The 19,104-nt window shown below is 62.6% G+C and carries 20 protein-coding genes; 17 read left to right on the top strand and 3 right to left on the bottom strand.

Features of this window, described 5'->3' with window-relative positions; translation table 11 throughout:
* Position 1: 1 nt before the first annotated feature.
* The 13 genes from ACZ5WT_RS15140 to ACZ5WT_RS15080 all read left to right on the top strand — a co-directional run bounded on the left by ACZ5WT_RS15140 (position 2) and on the right by ACZ5WT_RS15080 (position 12,186).
* On the top strand, positions 2–1,078 hold the full coding sequence (locus ACZ5WT_RS15140) for a tetratricopeptide repeat protein (protein WP_464284609.1): 1,077 nt from the start codon (positions 2–4) through the stop codon (positions 1,076–1,078).
* Positions 1,078–1,719 (top strand): alpha/beta hydrolase family protein, encoded by a 642-nt coding sequence (locus ACZ5WT_RS15135; protein ID WP_464284608.1) that lies wholly within the window; start codon positions 1,078–1,080, stop codon positions 1,717–1,719. The genes ACZ5WT_RS15140 and ACZ5WT_RS15135 overlap by 1 nt, the downstream gene beginning before the upstream one ends.
* Positions 1,716–2,489: an exodeoxyribonuclease III gene (xth, locus tag ACZ5WT_RS15130; RefSeq protein ID WP_464287221.1), complete on the top strand. Its 774-nt coding sequence runs from the start codon at positions 1,716–1,718 to the stop codon at positions 2,487–2,489. The genes ACZ5WT_RS15135 and xth overlap by 4 nt, the downstream gene beginning before the upstream one ends.
* Before the next feature lie 219 nt (positions 2,490–2,708).
* Positions 2,709–3,098, top strand: coding sequence for a c-type cytochrome (locus ACZ5WT_RS15125; protein WP_464284607.1), 390 nt, complete (start codon positions 2,709–2,711; stop codon positions 3,096–3,098).
* A gap of 278 nt (positions 3,099–3,376) precedes the next feature.
* Entirely contained in the window at positions 3,377–4,171 is a 795-nt protein-coding gene (locus ACZ5WT_RS15120; RefSeq protein WP_464284606.1) for a cytochrome c oxidase subunit II, read from the top strand.
* 86 nt (positions 4,172–4,257) lie between these two features.
* Positions 4,258–6,027, top strand: coding sequence for a cytochrome c oxidase subunit I (locus tag ACZ5WT_RS15115; protein ID WP_464284605.1), 1,770 nt, complete (start codon positions 4,258–4,260; stop codon positions 6,025–6,027).
* Positions 6,024–6,743, top strand: coding sequence for a cytochrome c oxidase subunit 3 (locus tag ACZ5WT_RS15110; protein ID WP_464284604.1), 720 nt, complete (start codon positions 6,024–6,026; stop codon positions 6,741–6,743). Before ACZ5WT_RS15115 ends, ACZ5WT_RS15110 begins: the two co-directional genes overlap by 4 nt.
* The gene (locus ACZ5WT_RS15105; RefSeq protein ID WP_464284603.1) at positions 6,740–7,456 is read left to right on the top strand and encodes a heme-copper oxidase subunit III family protein; all 717 of its coding nucleotides are present in this window, start codon (positions 6,740–6,742) and stop codon (positions 7,454–7,456) included. Before ACZ5WT_RS15110 ends, ACZ5WT_RS15105 begins: the two co-directional genes overlap by 4 nt.
* Positions 7,457–7,461: 5 nt before the next feature.
* Positions 7,462–7,818, top strand: a complete 357-nt coding sequence (locus ACZ5WT_RS15100; protein WP_464284602.1) for a cytochrome C oxidase subunit IV family protein — start codon at positions 7,462–7,464, stop codon at positions 7,816–7,818.
* Between the two features lie 246 nt (positions 7,819–8,064).
* On the top strand, positions 8,065–9,162 hold the full coding sequence (locus ACZ5WT_RS15095; protein ID WP_464284601.1) for an ABC transporter substrate-binding protein: 1,098 nt from the start codon (positions 8,065–8,067) through the stop codon (positions 9,160–9,162).
* An 8-nt stretch (positions 9,163–9,170) separates the two neighbouring features.
* Positions 9,171–10,001 (top strand): ABC transporter ATP-binding protein, encoded by an 831-nt coding sequence (locus ACZ5WT_RS15090; RefSeq protein WP_464284600.1) that lies wholly within the window; start codon positions 9,171–9,173, stop codon positions 9,999–10,001.
* Positions 9,991–10,797, top strand: coding sequence for an ABC transporter permease (locus tag ACZ5WT_RS15085; RefSeq protein WP_464284599.1), 807 nt, complete (start codon positions 9,991–9,993; stop codon positions 10,795–10,797). Before ACZ5WT_RS15090 ends, ACZ5WT_RS15085 begins: the two co-directional genes overlap by 11 nt.
* 39 nt (positions 10,798–10,836) lie before the next feature.
* The gene (locus tag ACZ5WT_RS15080) at positions 10,837–12,186 is read left to right on the top strand and encodes an NtaA/DmoA family FMN-dependent monooxygenase (RefSeq protein ID WP_464284598.1); all 1,350 of its coding nucleotides are present in this window, start codon (positions 10,837–10,839) and stop codon (positions 12,184–12,186) included.
* A 54-nt stretch (positions 12,187–12,240) separates the two neighbouring features.
* On the opposite strand, the gene ACZ5WT_RS15075 is transcribed toward ACZ5WT_RS15080, so the two are convergent.
* Positions 12,241–12,828, bottom strand: a complete 588-nt coding sequence (locus ACZ5WT_RS15075; RefSeq protein WP_464284597.1) for a PadR family transcriptional regulator — start codon at positions 12,826–12,828, stop codon at positions 12,241–12,243.
* Positions 12,829–13,001: 173 nt separating this feature from the next.
* On the opposite strand from ACZ5WT_RS15075, the gene ACZ5WT_RS15070 reads away from it, so the two are divergent.
* Positions 13,002–13,445: a flavin reductase family protein gene (locus ACZ5WT_RS15070; RefSeq protein ID WP_464284596.1), complete on the top strand. Its 444-nt coding sequence runs from the start codon at positions 13,002–13,004 to the stop codon at positions 13,443–13,445.
* Positions 13,446–13,850, top strand: a complete 405-nt coding sequence (locus ACZ5WT_RS15065) for a riboflavin kinase (RefSeq protein ID WP_464284595.1) — start codon at positions 13,446–13,448, stop codon at positions 13,848–13,850. It begins immediately after the preceding gene.
* Here the strand turns inward: ACZ5WT_RS15065 and greA are convergent.
* Together greA and ACZ5WT_RS15055 are read right to left on the bottom strand one after the other, a co-directional pair.
* Positions 13,847–14,329, bottom strand: coding sequence for a transcription elongation factor GreA (gene greA / locus ACZ5WT_RS15060; RefSeq protein WP_464284594.1), 483 nt, complete (start codon positions 14,327–14,329; stop codon positions 13,847–13,849). The two genes, ACZ5WT_RS15065 and greA, sit on opposite strands and share 4 nt — an antisense overlap.
* 79 nt (positions 14,330–14,408) lie before the next feature.
* Positions 14,409–15,740: an aminotransferase class I/II-fold pyridoxal phosphate-dependent enzyme gene (locus ACZ5WT_RS15055; protein ID WP_464284593.1), complete on the bottom strand. Its 1,332-nt coding sequence runs from the start codon at positions 15,738–15,740 to the stop codon at positions 14,409–14,411.
* 128 nt (positions 15,741–15,868) lie between these two features.
* Between ACZ5WT_RS15055 and ACZ5WT_RS15050 the strand changes: the two genes are divergently transcribed.
* Positions 15,869–17,533 carry an ABC transporter family substrate-binding protein gene (locus ACZ5WT_RS15050; RefSeq protein WP_464284592.1) on the top strand — a complete coding sequence of 555 codons (1,665 nt, stop codon included), beginning with the start codon at positions 15,869–15,871 and terminating at the stop codon, positions 17,531–17,533.
* 66 nt (positions 17,534–17,599) lie between these two features.
* A complete protein-coding gene (locus tag ACZ5WT_RS15045) occupies positions 17,600–19,090 on the top strand; it encodes an ABC transporter substrate-binding protein (protein ID WP_464284591.1) in 1,491 nt (496 codons plus the stop codon).
* Positions 19,091–19,104 lie beyond the last annotated feature (14 nt).

Raw genomic sequence — 19,104 nt, 5'->3', positions numbered from 1 at the left:
GATGGCTTCGGGCGGTGAAAGCTATGGCGTCATCGGGGCGCTTCGGGCCTTCCCGCTCCGCCTCGCCGCCCGTCAGGTTGCCCATCACGGCGGCCGCCTGCACCGCAACATCACCCGAGGCACGACGACCATCGTCTTGGGCCGCACCCTGCTGTCACGCCAGAGCGAGGCCGAGATCGAGCAGCGGGTGACCGCGGCGCGGGCCAGCGGCGCGGCGCTCCTGAGCGAGAACGGCTTCCTTCGGGCGCTCGGCACGATCCCAAAAACGCCGCCGGCCAATATCAGCCGCCAGTCGATCCTGGACCAATCCGGGCTCGACGGATCGATTTTCGACCTCCTGGCCCTGTTCGACGCGTTTGAGCACCACGCCGAGCCCTATTCCTTTCGCGACGTCATCCTGGCGCGCAAGTATGCGGGCCTCGTTGCCACCGGCGCCAGCTGGGGGGCGATTGCGCGATCTGTGCATCAGATCGGGCCTGTCGGGTCACTGACTGCGCTGACGCTGCATTCCGGGGCCGACAAGATATTGACCCGGGATGCGCATTCGCTTGCGGAGTTGGATGGCCAGCGCCTGCTGCCATTGCCCGAGGCGGACGACCCTGCCGAGGACTATTTTGGGCTGGCCGAAAATGCCGAAGCCGCCGGACTTATTGCAGAGGCCGCAAGGCTTTACGAGCACTGCTCGGCGATTGACCCCAGCGATGCCATGGCCGCGTTCAACCTCGGCAACTGCCTGCGCGAACTCGGTGACGACCATGGGGCGACCATGGCCTACATGACCGCCCTCAAGCGCGATCCACTGTTCGTGGAGGCCTGGTTCAACCACGGCGGCACCCTGCGCGACATGGGAAAGAACGACGCCGCGCGCTTTCACCTGGAACGCGCGGCCCAGATCGACCCGACTTACGCGGATGCCATCTACAATCTGGGGGCCCTGGAATATGAGGCCGGTGACCTGCCTCGGGCGCGGCATTGGTGGGCGCGATATCTTGAGCTCGATGACACGTCCGACTGGGCGCGCCGGGCCCGGGCTGGTATCCGTCTGGCCGATCAGGTTAGTCACAGGACCGCCGGCTGATGCCTACCAACTTTCTTTTCGACGGCCCCGAGGATGCACGCGTGACCATCCTGCTGGCGCATGGCGCGGGTGCACCGATGGACTCGGCGTCCATGAACGCAACCACCAAGGCATTGGTGGAACAGGGTTTTCGCGTTGCGCGGTTCGAGTTCGGCTATATGGCGTCGCGCCGCACCGAGGCGGGACGCAAGCCCCCGCCCCGCGCTGACAAGGTGATGCCGGAGTATCTGGCGGCAGTCGATGACCTCGCGGCCAACGGTCCGCTTGTTATCGGCGGAAAGTCCATGGGCGGCCGGGTTGCGAGCATGGTGGCGGACAACCTGTTTGCTGCCGGACGCATTAAAGGCCTGCTCTGCCTGGGGTATCCGTTCCATCCGCCGGCCAAGCCGGACCAGTTGCGAACGCAGCATCTGATCGATCTCAAGACCCCGACGCTGATCTGCCAGGGCACGCGGGATGAGTTTGGTTTGCCTGAAGAAATAAGGGGTTACGGGCTTTCACCGGCGATTGATCTGCTGTTTCTCGAAGATGGCGACCACGATCTCAAACCGCGCAAGGCGATCTCCGGCTTCAGCACGGCGGACCATCTCAAGACGGTGGCGACTGGGGTCGAGGCATGGGTTCGGCGCATCGCGCCGTGAAAATCGCGAGCTACAACATCAACGGCATCAACCGGCGGCTGCCGAACCTGATGGATTGGCTGGCCGACGCGGCGCCAGATGTTGTTTGTTTGCAGGAACTTAAGGCCAACGAGCGGCAATTTCCCGCGACCGCCTTGGCCGATGCCGGATATGGCGCGGTATGGGTTGGCGAGGCGAACTGGAACGGCGTCGCGATCCTGGCCAAGGGGGCGGAACCGGTGCTGACCCGGACGGCTTTGCCTGGGTCGGAAGACGACCGCCAGGCGCGGTATATTGAGGCGGCGGTGAATGGCGTGTTGGTGGCGTCGCTCTATGCGCCAAACGGAAATCCTCAACCGGGCCCGAAGTTTAGCTACAAACTCAGCTGGAACGAGCGGCTGATTTTGCATGCGGCGGAGCTGTTTGAAACGGGGCTGCCGGTGGTGCTGGCGGGGGACTTCAATATCGTGCCGGAGCCGCGCGATATTTATGAAACCACGTCGTATCGCGACAATGCGCTGGTGCAGCCGGAGAGCCGTGCGCAGTTCAAAACACTGCTCGATCAGGGCTGGACCGACGCCATTCGCGCGATCTATCCGGATGAAATTGTCTATACATTCTGGGACTATATGCGAAATCGCTGGACCAGAAATGCAGGTTTGCGGCTCGACCATATCCTGCTCAGCCCCGACCTAGCGAAGCGCCTCCAAGCGGGCGGCGTGGACAAGGATGTGCGCGGCCGGGAGGGCGCCAGCGACCATGCCCCGGTGTGGATAGAGTTACAGGAATAGCAACAAGAAACCTGCAGCCCTGCTGAATGTAGTGGGATGAGCCGATAGCTCGAAAGGGCCAGTGGCCGGGGCGAAGCAAGGTCCGATAGATTGTCGTGAACAAGCATGCGCATGCAGCAAGCTTGCGGATTTCTTGCGGTTTTCTGGCATTTCGAAAAAGCCATGGAACCATTTCGATCGCCACCAGTTACGGCACCCAAATTGGAAGGAGGTATTCAAATGGATTTACGCAGTCTTGCAATCCTGGCCGGCCTATCCCTGATGACCGTCGGCGCCAGCCATGCCCAGGGAACGGGTGACGCGGCGGCGGGTGAAAAAGTGTTCAACCGATGCGCCGGCTGCCATGCCGTCGCCGAGGGTGGTGGCAAGAAAGCGGGACCCGTGCTGTTCGGGGTGGTCGGACGGCCGATCGGGTCGCATCCCGACTTCCAGTATTCGGCGGCACTGACCAAGGCCAAGGACGATGGACTGACCTGGACCCCCGAGAACCTGTCGAAGTGGCTCACCTCCCCCAAGGACTTCCTTCCGGGTAACCGGATGGGCTTTCCGGGGCTGAAGGATCAGGCCGACATCGACAATGTCATCGCCTATCTCTCGACGTTGAAGTAGATCCACCCAAACCGGCAATCGGCCGCTGCGACATTTCATTGACAACGCAGTCGCCCGATGACAGCCTCAAGTTAAGTGAGCCGCCCGCTAGCAAGCGCGGCTCATTGTCTTGCGTCGAATATGATCGTGCATTGAGTTCATCGCCTAGTGATGCTCGGAGCGTGGCATGGGAACGACCGCAGAACGACCTGACATCAGCTCTCGACGACCAGGGTGCTCCTGTGCCGGTGCCCCCAACTTGTGCCTGACTATCCCCTTCGGCGGGACGTGAGGGCGCGATGGCCATTGCAATCGTTCTGGTCCTGATCGTTGCCGGGTCGATCATCTTCCACTTCATGAGCCCCTGGTGGTTTTCGCCGCTGGCGTCGAACTGGGGCTATATCGACGACACGACGGTGCTGACGTTCTGGATCACCGGCGTGGTGTTTGCGGCGGTGCTGCTGTTCGTTGCCTATTGCCTGTTCCGCTTCCGGCACCGGGAGGGGCAGAAGGCGGCCTATGAACCGGAGAACCGGCGGCTCGAAAGCTGGCTGACGGCCATCACAGCCGGCGGGGTGATCGCGCTGCTGACGCCGGGCCTGTTCGTCTGGGCACAATTTGTCGAAGTGCCGGGAGACTCCTCGGATATCGAGGTCATCGGCCAGCAATGGCAGTGGAGTTTCCGTCTGCCCGGCGCGGATGGAAAGCTCGGCGCGGCCGACAACCGGCTGGTGAGCTTCGACAATACGCTGGGCGTGAACCCCGATGACCCGGCCGGGCAGGATGACCTGGTGGTCGAAGGGGGCGAACTGATGGTCCCGATCGACAAGCCGGTGCGGTTCCTGCTGCGATCAATCGATGTGCTGCATGATTTCTACGTGCCGCAGTTCCGGGCGAAAATGGACATGATCCCGGGCTCGGTCACCTATTACTGGATCACCCCCACCAAGGCCGGAACCTACGAAATCCTGTGCGCGGAACTGTGCGGCACGGGCCATTCCTATATGCGCGGTTCGGTGACGGTGGCAACGCAGGCGGACTACGACACGTGGCTGGCGTCGCAATCGACGGTCGCCCAGCTGGCTTCCCAGTAGCGGAGTTCTGGGGAGCGGAAAGCGGGATTGAGGGAGAGGCCGCAGCAAGACGGCCAGCGTCAAATGGGAGCCTGAGGAGGCATGGCATGACCGACATTCCCCATGAGGCGAGCGCAACGGTGCCGCCCGCCGAAATCGAGGAAATGGAACTCGTTCACCCGCACAGCTGGTGGACGAAGTATGTCTTCTCGCAGGACGCCAAGGTCATCGCGGTGCAGTATTCGGTGACGGCGCTGACCATCGGGGCAGTTGCGCTGGTGCTGTCCTGGCTCATCCGGCTGCAGCTCGGTTTTCCGGGCGTCGTCGATTTCATCGACGTGGAGCGCTACTACCAGATCATCACCATGCACGGCATGATCATGGTGGTCTATCTGCTGACCGCGCTGTTTCTGGGCGGGTTCGGCAACTACCTCATTCCGCTGATGGTGGGCGCGCGGGACATGGTGTTCCCCTATGCCAACATGCTCAGCTACTGGATGTACCTGCTGGCCGTGCTGGTGCTGGTCTCGAGCTTTTTCGTGCCGGGCGGACCGACCGGGGCCGGCTGGACGCTCTATCCGCCGCAGGCGATCCTGTCGAATACGCCCGGGCAGCAATGGGGCATCATGCTGATGCTGGTGTCGCTGATCCTGTTCATCATCGGCTTCACCATGGGCGGGCTCAACTACACGGTGACGGTGCTGCAGGCCCGCACGCGCGGCATGACGCTGATGCGCCTGCCCCTCACAATCTGGGGCATATTCGTCGCCACCATCATGGCGCTGCTGGCGTTTCCCGCGCTGTTCGTGGCCTCGGTGATGATGCTGTTCGACAAGTATCTGGGCACCAGCTTCTTCATGCCGACGCTGATCGAGATGGGCGAGCAGCTGAGCTATGGCGGAGGCAGCCCGATCCTGTTCCAACACCTGTTCTGGTTCTTCGGACACCCGGAAGTGTACATCGTCGCCCTGCCCGCCTTCGGGATCGTGTCGGACCTGATCAGTACGCATGCCCGGCGCAATATCTTCGGCTACCGCATGATGGTGTGGGCCATTGTCGGCATCGGCGCACTGAGCTTCCTCGTGTGGGCGCACCACATGTATGTGAGCGGCATGAACCCCTATTTCGGGTTCTTCTTCGCGACGACGACGCTGATCATCGCGGTGCCGACCGCCATCAAGGTCTATAACTGGGTGCTGACCCTGTGGCGGGGTGACATCCATTTCACGCCACCCATGCTGTTTGCGCTGGGCTTCATCGTCACCTTCGTCAATGGCGGGCTGTCTGGGCTGTTCCTGGGCAATGTGGTGGTCGACGTGCCGCTATCGGACACGATGTTCGTGGTGGCGCATTTCCACATGGTGATGGGCGTGGCGCCGATCCTCGTGATCTTTGGCGCGATCTATCACTGGTATCCCAAGGTTACCGGGCGGATGCTGAATGACGGGCTGGCCAAGTTCCATTTCTGGGTAACGTTCCTCGGCGCCTACCTGATCTTCTTCCCGATGCATTATCTGGGCCTGATGGGCGTGCCGCGACGCTATTTCGAGTCCTTTGACCTTGGGATCCTTCCCGAGTCTGCCCATGCGCTGAACGCCTTCATCTCGATCATGGCGTTCACCGTCGGCTTCGCGCAGATCGTCTTCGTGTTCAACCTGATCTGGAGCCGCAAGCACGGCAAGGAAGCCGGGGGCAATCCGTGGCGCGCCACGACGCTGGAATGGCAGACCCCGGAAACCCCGCCCACCCATGGCAACTGGGGCGACAAGCAGCCGGTGGTCTATCGGTGGGCCTATGACTACAGCGTTCCCGGCGCGCCGGAAGATTTCATTCCCCAGAACGTGCCGGGCAACCTGACGCGGGGAGACCCGTCATGAGCGCGATGCTGGGATTTCTTGCGGTGTTGACGCTGATTGCCGGGTGGTGGCTGTCGCGCCACGGCATCTTCGCCAAGCCCTGGCTGCAGGTGGACGAGAGCGGCGGCGCGGTGGAGGCCCCGCCCCCATCGCATTCGCCGGAGCAAGTGGGCCTCGGCGTGTTCCTCGCCGTCGTCAGCTCGCTGTTTGCGCTGCTGATCACGGGGTATCTGCTGCGCGCGGAAATGGTCGACTGGCGGGCGATGGAGCTGCCCTGGATCGTCTGGCCGAATACGCTGACGCTGATCGCCACCAGCATTGCGCTGGAATGGGCGCTGGGCGCCGCCAGCCGCGGCGCGACGCGGGGTGCCCGGGTGGGCGTGCTCGTCGCCATCGGCGGCGGATTCCTGTTCATCGTCGGCCAACTGGCGGCGTGGCGAATGCTGACCGCGAGCGGCAATTTCGTCAATTCGGGGCCGGCGGACAGCTTTTTCTACCTCATGACGGCGGCGCATGGCCTGCACATCATCGGTGGGATGGTCGCGCTGGCGCGGACATTTGAGCGGATTCAACGCGACGAGCGGCCCGAGCGCATCCGGGCCAGCATCGAGCTTTCCGCGACCTACTGGCTGTTCATGCTGTTTGTGTGGGCGGTGCTGCTGGCCGTGCTGTCGGGCTCGGCCGCCGAGTTCCTGGCCTTTTGCGGCCAGATGCTGTCGCAAGGGGGCCTATCATGAGCGCGCCTGCCGAACCGCATGAAGGCCCGGCCCGGCCTGAGGGCTGGAAGGGGATCGTCGCCGACTGGTCCTCGGACCAGCGCTCGTTCAAGACCGCCTCCTGGGGCAAGGTGATGATGTGGGTGTTCCTGCTCAGCGACACCTTCATCTTCGGCTGCTTCCTGCTCAGCTACATGACCGCCCGCATGTCGACCACCGTGCCTTGGCCCAATGCCAGCGAGGTGTTCTCGCTCGAAATCGGCGGGCAGCACATGCCGCTGCTGCTGATCGCCATCATGACATTCGTGCTGATCACCTCGAGCGGCACCATGGCGCTGGCGGTGAACTTCGCCTATCGGCGCGACCGAGCCAAGACCGTGCTACTGATGTTGCTGACGGCGGGGTTCGGGCTGATGTTCGTGAGCATGCAGGCCTTCGAATGGAGCAAGCTGATCGCCGAGGGTGTGCGCCCCTGGGGCAACCCGTGGGGTGCGCCACAGTTTGGCGCTAGCTTCTTCATGATCACCGGGTTTCACGGCACCCATGTGAGCATCGGCGTGATCTTCCTGCTCATCGTGGCGTTCAAGGTGTGGCGGGGCGACCTTGAAAACGGGCGTCCGGGTTTCCTCACCGGGCGCAAGGGCCGCTATGAAATGGTCGAAATCATGGGCCTTTATTGGCACTTCGTCGACCTCGTGTGGGTGTTCATATTCGCCTTGTTCTACCTGTGGTGAGCCAGATGAACCATTCAGTCACGCATGTCCCGGTGGCGGTCATTCCGCAGGAAACGCAGCAGCACCCGATACGGCTGTATCTGGTGGTGTGGTTCTGGCTGTTCGTGCTCAGCATCGGCTCCTACATGGTGGATATCCTGCAGTTTCAGGGCTTCCTGCGCTGGGGGCTGATCCTGGCTCTGATGGCGCTCAAGGCCGGGCTGATCATCTCGATCTTCATGCATATGCGCTGGGAACGGCTGGCGCTGAGCTATGCGATCCTGGTGCCGCCGGTGATCATCCTGGTGTTCGTAGCCATGATGGCGCTTGAGGCCACCTATACCCACCTCACCCGCGTTTCCTTCCTCAGCGGCGGCCCCTGACCCGCCGACTCATCGGTCCGAAACTGGCTGTTCAGAACTTTGGTTCAGGTGGACCGAAGGCTGCTTTATCGTCATTCATCAACAGGCAAAGGCGGTGCGGAATCGAGGCATCGCCGGGCCGAATGCGTGCCCATACAACCGGTTATCCCGCCTCGCCTCCCCGAAAAACAAAAAGTTTGCATAGTCAATTTTGATCATGTTTACTGATCAGCGTCCCGTTGGAGGGGACGTTGTAGGGAGGAATCTTTGATTCATAGTCCAATTTTGACTGGGCGCGGTTACGGCCGCCTGCTCGCCGGTTGCGCGATCGCTGCCCTCGCCTTCGCGAATGTGTCGGTGCAGACTGTAGCGGCCGCCGAGAACGTGCTGATCAGCGACGCAGAATGCGAACGCAACAAGGCCGCCGGCACGATCACCTATATTTCCGGGTACGGATATTCGGCCAGCGCGGGCCAGCTCGACGTTTTCCTCGCCAAGGAAATGGGCTTCTTCGATGCCATGTGCCTGACGGTGGATATCAATGCCGCCGGTGGTAACGGGCAACTGCTGGTCTCATCGGGCCAGGCACAGTTCACCGCGCTGGGTTCGGCTTCGGACGTGATGCTGGCGGCCGCCAACAGCCGCAACCTCACCGCCGTCGCCACCTATGGCAGCACCTCGCCATTCTCGATCTTCGCCAATGAAGCGGTGAAGACGCTGAAGGATCTCGAGGGCCGCAAGCTCGGCTACTTCATCAACATCACCCCGATCGCCCTGGCGATGCTTGATGCCGCTGGCGTCGACGTGTCCGAGGTCGAGCTGATCAAGATGACCAACTACGACCCCACGGTCGTAACGCGCGGCCAGGTCGACGCCATTGTCGGCTATGCCTCGAACCAGCCGCAGACGCTCAAGGCCATGGGCCTGCCGTTCAGCGAATTCCTGCCCGAGAATTACGGCCTGCAGGGCACCTACAACGTGATGGAAGTGAACACCGAGTTCCTGACCAAGCACCGCGAGGCCGCCGCCGACTTCATGCGCGCCAGCCTCAAGGCGCTGGAAGTGTGCCTTGCCGACGAGAAGACCTGCGTCGACATGATCAGCAAGCTGGCCGAGGACAACAACCAGGGTTCGGCATTCCCCCGCGAACAGCAGGGCCGCACCTGGGGCGTGGAATCCAACTGGGTCCGCAACAGCATCTACGGCGCGCCTGGCATCCAGACGCACGAAGAGTGGCAGGGTGAGTACGAGATGGTCCAGACTTTCGGTGGCCTGAAGAACCCGCCGCCGCTGGAATCCATGATGGATGTCGACCTTGTCGCCTCGCTCTACAAGGACGGCAAGCTGATCTGGCCGGAGAAGTGAGCCAGTTTATGTCAGTCTCCAGCTCCGCCAACGCGAAAGCCGCGCACCCCGACGATGTCGGGGTGCAGGTGAGCAATGTAACCAAGAGCTTCGGCACCGATGAAGCGCGGACCACCGTGCTCAACGGGGTGACGCTGTCGATCCGCAAGGGCGAATTCGTCTCGCTGATCGGACCCAGCGGCTGTGGCAAATCCACTCTGCTCAAGGTGGTCGCCGGGCTCTCCGAAGCCGACAGCGGCAGCGTGACCATCAAGGGAAAGTCGGTGCGGGAAGCATCGAAGGACAAGGCCATTGGCCTGGTTCCCCAGTCACCGGCCCTGCTGCCGTGGCGGACCATTCTCGAAAACGTCACCCTGCCGATCAAGATCAACCCCAATGCCAATGCGGGCCGCTCGCTGCGCGACCCCAAGGAAATCCTCGAGAGCTTCGGGCTCGGGCACGCCATTCACAAATATCCGGCCCAGCTTTCGGGCGGGATGCAGCAGCGCGCCGCGATTGCCCGCGCATTCGTGTTCGACCCCGAAATCCTGCTCATGGACGAGCCCTTCTCGGCGCTCGACGAAATGAACCGCGACCAGCAGCGCATGGGCCTGCTCGACTTCTGGCAATCCAACCGGAAATCGGTGCTGTTCGTCACCCACTCGGTGCCCGAAGCCATCATGCTGTCGGACCGCATCGTGGTCATGGCGGCCCATCCCGGCCGCATCTCCGAGATCATCGACGTCAACCTGCCGCGCCCGCGCAGCGAAGACATGTATGCCAGCGACGCCTTCCGCGATCTCGAAGGCACGGTTCGCTCGTCTCTGCGCAAGGTGATGGAGGCCGCCCGTGCCAAGTAAGTTCGCAACCTCAAAGGGCCAGCCGATCAGCCTGGCCTCCGCCCTGTTCAACTGGGGCCCGCCGGCAGTCACCTTCATCATCGTGGCCGTGCTCTGGCAGGTCGTGGCGCTGAACAATCCCTATGTGCTCCCGACCCTGGACGCCATCGGCAACAGCCTGGCCAGCGACCCCAAGATGTATTGGTCCAACATGCTGGTGACCGCACAGGAAGTCGCCATCGGCGCAGGTGCGGGCATTCTGTTCGGCTTCCTGCTGGCCGTCGCCATGGCGGAACTGCCGATCATCGAAAAGGCCGTCATGCCACTCATCGTGGTGGTGATGGTGACGCCTGTGGTGGCTATCGCGCCAGCACTCGTCGTCGCCTTCGGCTTCGGCATGATGCCCAAGTATATCGTGACGGCGCTCGTGGTGTTCTTCCCTATGCTGGTCAACTCGCTGGCCGGGCTGCGCGACGTGGACCAGAAGGCACTGGACGTGTTCAAGACGCTGCATGCTAGCCGTTGGGAAATCTTCCGCGATCTCCGTCTGCCGGGCTGCATGCCCTTCGTGTTCGCCGGCCTGCGCATTGCGATGCCACTGGCCGTCGTGGGTGCAGCGGTTGCCGAATTCGTGGCTGCCGGTCAGCAGGCGGGCCTGGGCTCGCTGGTGACCATCGCCGCCGCACAGGCAAACCTGCCCGTCACCTGGGCCAGCATCGCCCTCCTCTGCCTTCTCGGCGTGTTTCTCGTGTCCGTCCTCGCCGTGCTGCGTAAGCGCTTCCTGTGGTGGAGCGACGAAGATCTGGTCGGGCGCTAGGCGCCCCACCCCTTTCCGAGTTTTACGAAAGAAATTGCTATGAAGAAGCTGCGTTTCGGGCTGTTTGAAAACGCCCAGACCAATGACTCCGGCACGGCCACGTGGCGCCATCCGGACAGCGAACGTCACATGTACGACACGCTCGACTACTGGGTGAAGGTCGCCAAGATCTGCGAAGACGCCAAGCTCGACTTCCTGTTCCTGGCCGATGCCTGGGGCTGGGCCGACGTGAAGGGCAAGCGCCCCGACATCTGCACCACCGAAGGGCTCGACCTGCCCCGCCTCGACCCGGCCATCGTTGGCGCCGCCATCGCGGCCTCGACCGAAAAGCTCGGCATCGTGATGACCGGCTCGACCCTGCTCGAGGCGCCGTATGCATTTGCACGCCGTATGCAGACGCTCGATCACATCTCCAAGGGCCGCATTGGCTGGAACGTGGTGACGACCGGTACGGCCGAAACCGCCGTCGCGGCCTTCGGCGTGCCGATGGTGGCCCATGACGAACGCTACAACATGGCCGACGACTTCATGGAGCTTTGCTACAAGCTGTTTGAAGGCGCCTGGGAGCGCGGTGCGCTGGAACGCGACAAGGCGGGCCGCTACGCCGACCCGGCCAAGGTGCACCGCATCTCGCATGAAGGGCCCTACTTCCGCTCGAATGGCTATGGCAACGCCTCGTATTCGCCGCAGGGCACCCCGGTGCTGTTCCAGGCCGGCTCGTCGCAGCGCGGCACCCAGTTCGGCGGCAAGCACGGCGAATGCATCTTCCTCGGTGGCGGCTCAATCGAGAAGCTGGCCGGTCAGGTGAAGGCGCTGCGCGCCGAGGCCGTCGCCAATGGCCGCGACCCCAACTCCATCAAGATCATGAGCGCCGTTTCGGCCGTGCTCGGCGCGACGGAAGAGGAAGCCAAGCGCAAGTATCAGGAAATCCTCGACGCGCAGACGCCGGAAGTGGCGGTTGCGTCCTATGCCTGGTTCACCGGGCTCGACCTTTCCTCGTATGACGCCGCCACCAAGATGAGCGACCTGCACACCGAGCTGTCGCAGACGCAGATCGCCCGCTTTGGCGACAAGACCGTCGGGGACGTGCTGAAGGACTGGCATGCCCATGGCGTGCGCACCCTGCCCTTCGTCGGCACGGCCGAGAAGTTCGCGGACATGATGTGCGCGATGGCCGACGGCGCCGATCTCGACGGGTTCCTGTTCACGCCGGTGATCCAGCCGACCTCGACCATCGACTTCGTCGAGCAGGTCATGCCGATCCTGCGGGCCCGCGGCGTGGCGGCTTCGGACTATGAGGGTGACACGCTGCGCGAGCGCCTGGTTGGCACGCCTAGCCCGATCCTCGGCGACGACCATCCGGGCGCGGCCTATCGCAAGCTGGCCTGATCCACTTCCGGTGAGGCCGGCGACACGCCGCCGGCCTCACTGAAATATCGTTCTCTAGCCTGTAGTTACGGCCGTTTCTTCACCCGCGAACACATAATGACCTTCACAGATGCGGTCATAGATATCGCGAGCCCACTGCTGCTCTGCCTTGAGGCGGAGCGAGGAGAGCTCGAAGATTTCGCGCACATAGGCGGGTGTGGTGGTGGAACGGGCGACATCCTCGATGTCGAAGCCATTGCTGGTAATCTTGGCGTCGATCTCGGCGATGCGGAACTTGAGGGCCGCAATGATCTCGGCGCGGCTAAGCAGGAACATGAACGAGGTCAGGGCCATGACCGGCTTGGTATCGAACGGCTCGACGACCCAAAGGGTCTGGCGCAGGAGGCGCATCAGTTCGACATCGCCCAGCGGGGTCATCCGGTAGACGGTGCGCTCGGGGCGCTTCCCTGCCGCCTCGGTGCCGCTCTCCTCGATGTAACCATCCTGCTTGAGCGACTTGAGGGCGTTGTAGATCGAACCGGGCTGAATGTTGGCCCATTCATCGACGTGCCAAGTCATAAGTTCGCGCCGCAGGAAATAACCGTGCACCGGCTGGAACTGGCGCACGGCACCAAGGACCACCAGACGCGTAATGTTCGACATGCTCGCTCCTCGCGATTGAAGGGAGACCCGCTGGAACCAGCTTGTCTCCAAATACCAAATTAGATAGCTTCGTTTCAAATAATCAAAATTGACTAATGTCGGAGGAATAGGTGGCTGAAGCTTTGCAAGCAAGTGATGTTCACCCAACAATGGTACTGCGGAAGGCGTTCTCCATGTTCCCCACCGGCGTCGTCGCCGTGTGCGCCATGGATGGTGACACGCCGATCGGCATGGCCGTGAACTCCTTCAGCTCCGTATCGCTCGAACCTGCACTGGTTTCCGTCTGCGTGGCGCACACGTCCTCGACGTGGCCGCGCCTGATGAAATCGGCCAACATCGGGCTGAGCGTGCTCGGTGCGGGCCAGGAGGGCCTCTCACGCAAGCTATCGGCGCGCACAGGGGACCGGTTCGAGGGCGTGGAGTGGAAATCGACCCAGGGCGGCGCGCTGTTCATCGAAGGCGCTACGCTGTGGCTCGATTGCCGGGTCAATGACCGCCTGCAGGGTGGCGACCACGAAATCATCCTGTTCGAGGTGCTGGAGAGCCACCTGTTTCCCCAGGTGGCGCCGCTGGTGTTTCATCAGAGCAAGTATCTGGGCCTGGCCGACGCAACCTGAATGCTCGACCTCACACGATATGCGAGCTATCGCGGACTCGTCGTACATGGCGACAAGCGCGGCCGGCTGCTGGGGTTTCCGACGGCCAATGTCTCGATGCCAGCCGGGAGCCAACTGCCTCCGGATGGGGTTTACTGCACCATCGCGCAGTTTCCGCACTCGGGCGCGATCTTTGGCGCCACGGCCAGCGTGGGCATGAACCCCACCTTTGACGACGTCAATGACACGCGCATCGAGGCCTATATCCACGACCTCGACGAGACGCTCTACGGGCTGACCGTGGTGCTCTATCTCGTGCAGCAGCTGCGCGGCATGCAACGGTTTGCGACGGTGGACGAGCTGATCGCGCAGACGCATCGTGACGTGGCGGAGTCCCGCCGCGTGCTGGCGGGGCTGGGGATTTAGGCGATCCCGGTGATTTCGAGCTCGCGGCCGGCGACGGTAACGGTGTCGCCGACTTCCTTGCCCATCAGCATGCGCGCGACCGGCGAGACGTAGGATATCGAGCCGGATTTGGGATCGGCTTCGTCTTCGCCAACGATGCGGTATTGCTGGGTGCGGCCATCGTCGCGGCTGAAGGAGACCGTGCTGCCGAAGGCCACGGTTTCGGTGGAGTCCGGAGGCGGCAGGACCTGCGCGGTCCGCAGGCGTTCGGTGAAGTAGCGGAAGTCGCGCAGCGGGCCGGCTGACTGGCGCCGGCGCTCGTTGATGTCCTCGATGGCGCTGGCGGCCTCGAAGGCCACGCGGGCCTCTTCCAGCTGGGCGCGCAGGGCTGCAAGGCCGGCCTCGGTCACGTAGTTCGGCTCAGGCGAAATCTCGCGGTCGGGCAGCAGGGTTTCCGACGCAGTTTCAGCACTGTCTTCCTTGGTGAAAGCAACACTCACAACCAAACTCCATTGGGGCCCCGGGAAAGGCGCTGTCTCGCATGCGCCACCCAAAGGGGCAAGCCGGCCCCTGCCCGGCTCAGCAGGCAGCCTCCGCGAGCTTGCGGGCGATGTCCTCGTAGCCATCGTCGAGCAAGGTGCTGTTGATCAGCACGTGGTGAAGGGTCCGCGGACCGACGGCAAAATATCGCCCCGGATGAACAACGATGCCATGCAGGCCCATATGGGTGGTCGCGACATGTTCGTCCAGCACCGGGAGCCAGATCGATGGGCCGCGGGTTTCTGGCAGGTCGAAGCCGACGGCGCGGAGAGCGCCGAGCATGTTCCGGTGACGTCCCAAGGCTCGCGCAACGTAGCGGTCGAGATGCTGGCGCGCGGTCGAGTCGGTGAGCTGAAACGCCAGCGCATCCTGGAAGACCCGGCTGACCCAGCGCGAGGAAAAAGTGAGGGGTTGCCACATGCGATCGATGACGTCGGGGCTGCCGCCAGCCACGCCGACACGAAGTCCAGAACCAAAGAAATAGTTGTACGAATGAATTCTGACTGTTCGCTCAGGAAACAGCGTACCGAGTGAGCATCCATTTGTTTCGTGCATGAGCGACGTCTGCGACAGCTCTATTATCGGAATACTGGAACCCGCAAGCAACTTGCCCGCCTGCTCCACCCACATCGGGCTGACGGAATGGCCGGAGGGAGACTGGCCAATTGGCTGGTAGATCATCGCGGACGGACGCTGCGAAAGCGCCCATTTCAGCTGGGACAGATCAGGGCCACCGGGGCCGTAGTTGACCGGAATCGGTACGGCCCCAATGGACTCGACAATGTCGAGAACACGCGAGACGCCGGGGCTTTCGACGATAATTCGATCGCCGGGACGGGAGACGCCCTTGAGGGCGAGTTCGACCGCATCGACGCCGCCATGGGTGGCTAGAAAACTCTCAGTCTTGAACGGCCAGTTGGGCCGAACCGCGTCGCGCAGGGCGTCGGTTATGAGGAACGGGTATGGGTCATGCAGGATGGGATTCTGGCAGGCGGCATGCAGCGCCGGTTCGAGCGGCGGCAGTATTTTGATGTCCGGAGTAAGATTACCCAAGTTGATCTGAATATTCTGCGACGCGCGGATCATGTGATCGAAACGGGTGGCGCGCGGCGCCTGGGCGGGCCCCAGAACAAAGGTGCCGCCACGGCGACGGGTCTCGAAAACCTGCCAGCGGACCAGTTCTCCCCAGGCAAGGGCCACGCTGGCCGCACTCATACGAAGGGATGATGCCACGACACGAACCGTCGGCATTTTGCGCCCCGCCGGGATGTCGCCCTGTGCCACTAACTCCATGATAACCCGAGCGAGTCCGCGCGACGTAAGAGCCGGAACGCGGGATCTTATTAAATGCAGCAGTTCCGTGTCATTCATGACAGTTCCGATATGTTTATGAACATAAGTCAATTGACCAGAACAATTACTGCGACCTAGCCTCGATGCCAAGGCCCCCGATGTTGGGATGAGAATAATCATCGGCCGGGCCGCGAAAGGGATAATCTATGACCACAGGTTTCTTGCGCCGCACCACTGCCCTGGCCACGCTCGTTGCCATGGCAGGTACTGCCTTCCCAGCCATTGCTGCTGACGTAACTCCCGTGAAGGACGGTGGCGAACTCGTCTTCACCGTTTCGAGCGCTCCGCCGAACTGGAACCCCGTGACCGCCAAGGGCGACCTGACCGGCAACCGCCAGCTGCAGTGGCCGATCTACCCGCATCCGTTCCTGACCACCACCGACGCAGAAGTGGTGCTGAACGAGGCGCTGCTGGTTTCGGCCGGTATCGTGCAGCAGGACCCGATGGTCGTGGAATATGTCATTCGCGACGAAGCCGTGTGGTCGGACGGTACGCCGATCTCGGCTGCCGACTTCATCTACACCCAGCAGGTGCAGGACCCCAAGGCTTGCGGCGAATGCCTGCCCGCCTTCACGCAGGGCTATGAACTGGTGACGGAGACCTGGGCCAGCGAAAACGGCAAGACCGTCCGCTTCACCCTCAGCGAACCCTTCGGCCTCTGGAAGACGCTGTTCCCCTACATCCTGCCGGCCCACATTGCCTCGACCTATGGCGACCTGAAGACCTCGTTCAACGAAGGCCTGACCGTCAACGTGCCGCAGTTCTCGGGTGGCCCCTACCAGGTTGAAAGCTACCAGGACGGCGTGGTGCTGACCCTTGCCAAGAACCCGAACTGGTATGGCGAACCGGCAAAGCTGGACAAGGTCCACTTCCGCTTCATCGCCTCGGTCAGCGAGCAGGTGACGGCACTGCAGAATGGTGAAGTGGGCGCACTCTATGGTGCCGCTTCGCTCGATACTGTCGAGCACGTGCAGCAGCTCGACAGCGTGAGCCTCGAGCTCGGCCCGACCCTCACCTACTTCCACTTCAGCCTCAAGGCATCGGGCGATGCCATGGAAGACGTGGTTCTGCGCCAGGCCATCACCCGCGCACTCGACAGCTCCGACATGACGCGCCGTACCCTCGGCCAATATGTCGAAGGCGCCGAGGCCATGACCAGCGGTGCCTATATTCCGGGCCAGGCTGCGGGCGGCGAAATTGCCTATCGTGACAATACCGGCAAGACCGGCGTTGGCTCGGGCGACGTGGAAGGCTCGATCGCGCTGCTCGAAGGCGCAGGGTACAAGATCGTCGACGGCGCCCTGCACAAGCCTGATGGCACGCCCGTGCGTTCGCTCGAGATCCTGACCTACAGCATCGACCCGATCCGCATGCAGCTCGCCGAACTGGCACAGGCCCAGCTGGCAAAGCTCGGCATCACCACGTTCATCGACGCTGCCGACCGTGCCCGCTACAGCCCTGAATCGCAGGCCGGCAACTTCGACATCTTCGTCACCGGCACCGCACTCGACCTGGGCGCGCTCTCGCTGGCCCAGTGGTACGCCACCAACGGCGCACGCAACTACTACGGCTATTCCTCAGAGATCGTCGACGATCTCGTGGCCAAGGTTTCGGTGTCGCTGGATGACGCCGAAGTCGTGGAGCTGACCAACCAGCTCGACGTGGCGCTGCTGGAAGACGGCATGGTCGTGCCGCTGTTCCCCGTGTTCAACATGGCCGTGTTCAACGACCAGTACGCCAACATCTTCGTGAACCCGTCCAAGTACGGCACCACGATGAATATCGAACAATGGGGCGTCCGCGCCGAGTAATCGACGCGCCCCATGGGAGGCGGTCCCCCACCGCCTCCCGCTGTCTGACTCTCTCCCGAGGAAATCATGAGTATCGATTTTGTCGTCGTGACACCGCACGACGCTATCCATTTCAACGACGTCTATCGCAACTACACGGCAAGCGCCGGGTACCTGGTCTGCAACAACATCTACAACCGCGTTGTGCTGACCGAATGGTACAACTTCAACGGCTCCTACCCCGATCTCGCCACGCACTGGGAAATGCTGGACGGCGCACGCCGCTGGCGCTTCCACGTCAACAAGGCAGCCCGTTGGCAGGACGGCCAGCCGCTCAACGCACACGACATCGTCTACACCCACACCTATGTGAAGAAGATGGGCTATTCCGGCGCCCCCTTCCTGCACAACGTGGACCATATCGTTGCCGTCGATGATTACACGGTCGACTACTACCTGAGCTCGCCGAACGCCGGTTTCCTCGTTCAGCTCGGCAATTTCATCTTCTGCCACATCGTGCCGCGCCACCTCTATGAAGGCACCGATTGGGACACCAATCCGCACAACCTCAAGCCGGTTGGCTCGGGTCCGTTCCGCCTCGTGGAATGGGAAAAGGGCAACCAGATCATCCTCGAGAAGGTGAAGGATCACTGGGGTCCGCAGCCCGAGATCGATCGCCTGATCCTCAAGATCCAGCCTGATCGCGACGAATGCGTGCGGATGGTCACCCGTGGCGAAGCAGACTTCTTCCCGCAGGACACGCTGACCTATGACCGCCTGCACCTGATCGAAGGCGCCGATGTCGAACTGATGCGCGGCCGTGGCCCGGGCATGGCCCTGCTTGACTTCAACCACAAGAACCCGCTCTGGGCCGACCAGCGCCGCCGCGACGCCGTCGCCATGGCCGTGAACCGCGCCGACATCGCCAAGATCGCCGATCCCGGCGCGAGCGAAGCGTGGGACCACTACCTGTTGGGCAATGTGGAATGGGCATTCAACCCCGAAGCCAAGGCCCCCGCACATGACGTGGCGCGCGCCAACGAACTGCTCGACGAGAGCGGCCTGACCCGCGGCGCCGATGGCGTGCGCGCAAACCTGCGCCTGTTCTACCTCGACAGCTTCCATGGCCATAAGGCCCTGACGCAGATCGTCGTCAACAACCTCGACGCCGTCGGCATCAAGGTTGAGTTTGCCGGGCTCAGCGCCGTGGAATGGGGCGAGCGCGTCCGCAAGGAAGGCGCATTCGACATGATCATCGTGGGTGGCAGCATGTCGCCCGATCCCGAGATCACCGCGCAGAAGTACTCGACGGGCGGCCTCAACAACGTTGGCGGCCACGCAAACCCAGACGTCGACGCGGCCTACAAGGCTGCACGCGAGGCCCTGACCCGCGAAGAACGTGGCGCGCACTACCGGCACCTGCAGGAAGTGTGGGCACGTGACACGCAGTGGGTTCCCCTGCTGTGGTACGGCACCTACTACGCTCGTACGAAGCGGTTCTTCGGGTATTCCGACCAGCTGGAATACTCGGTTCCGTGGTGGCACTGGGGCCGTATCCGCCCCGTCGACCAGAAGTAATGCTTGCGCCCGCC

This window comes from Devosia sp. T2-14 (genome assembly GCF_055397495.1).
This window is presented reverse-complemented; position numbering and strand designations above follow the sequence as displayed.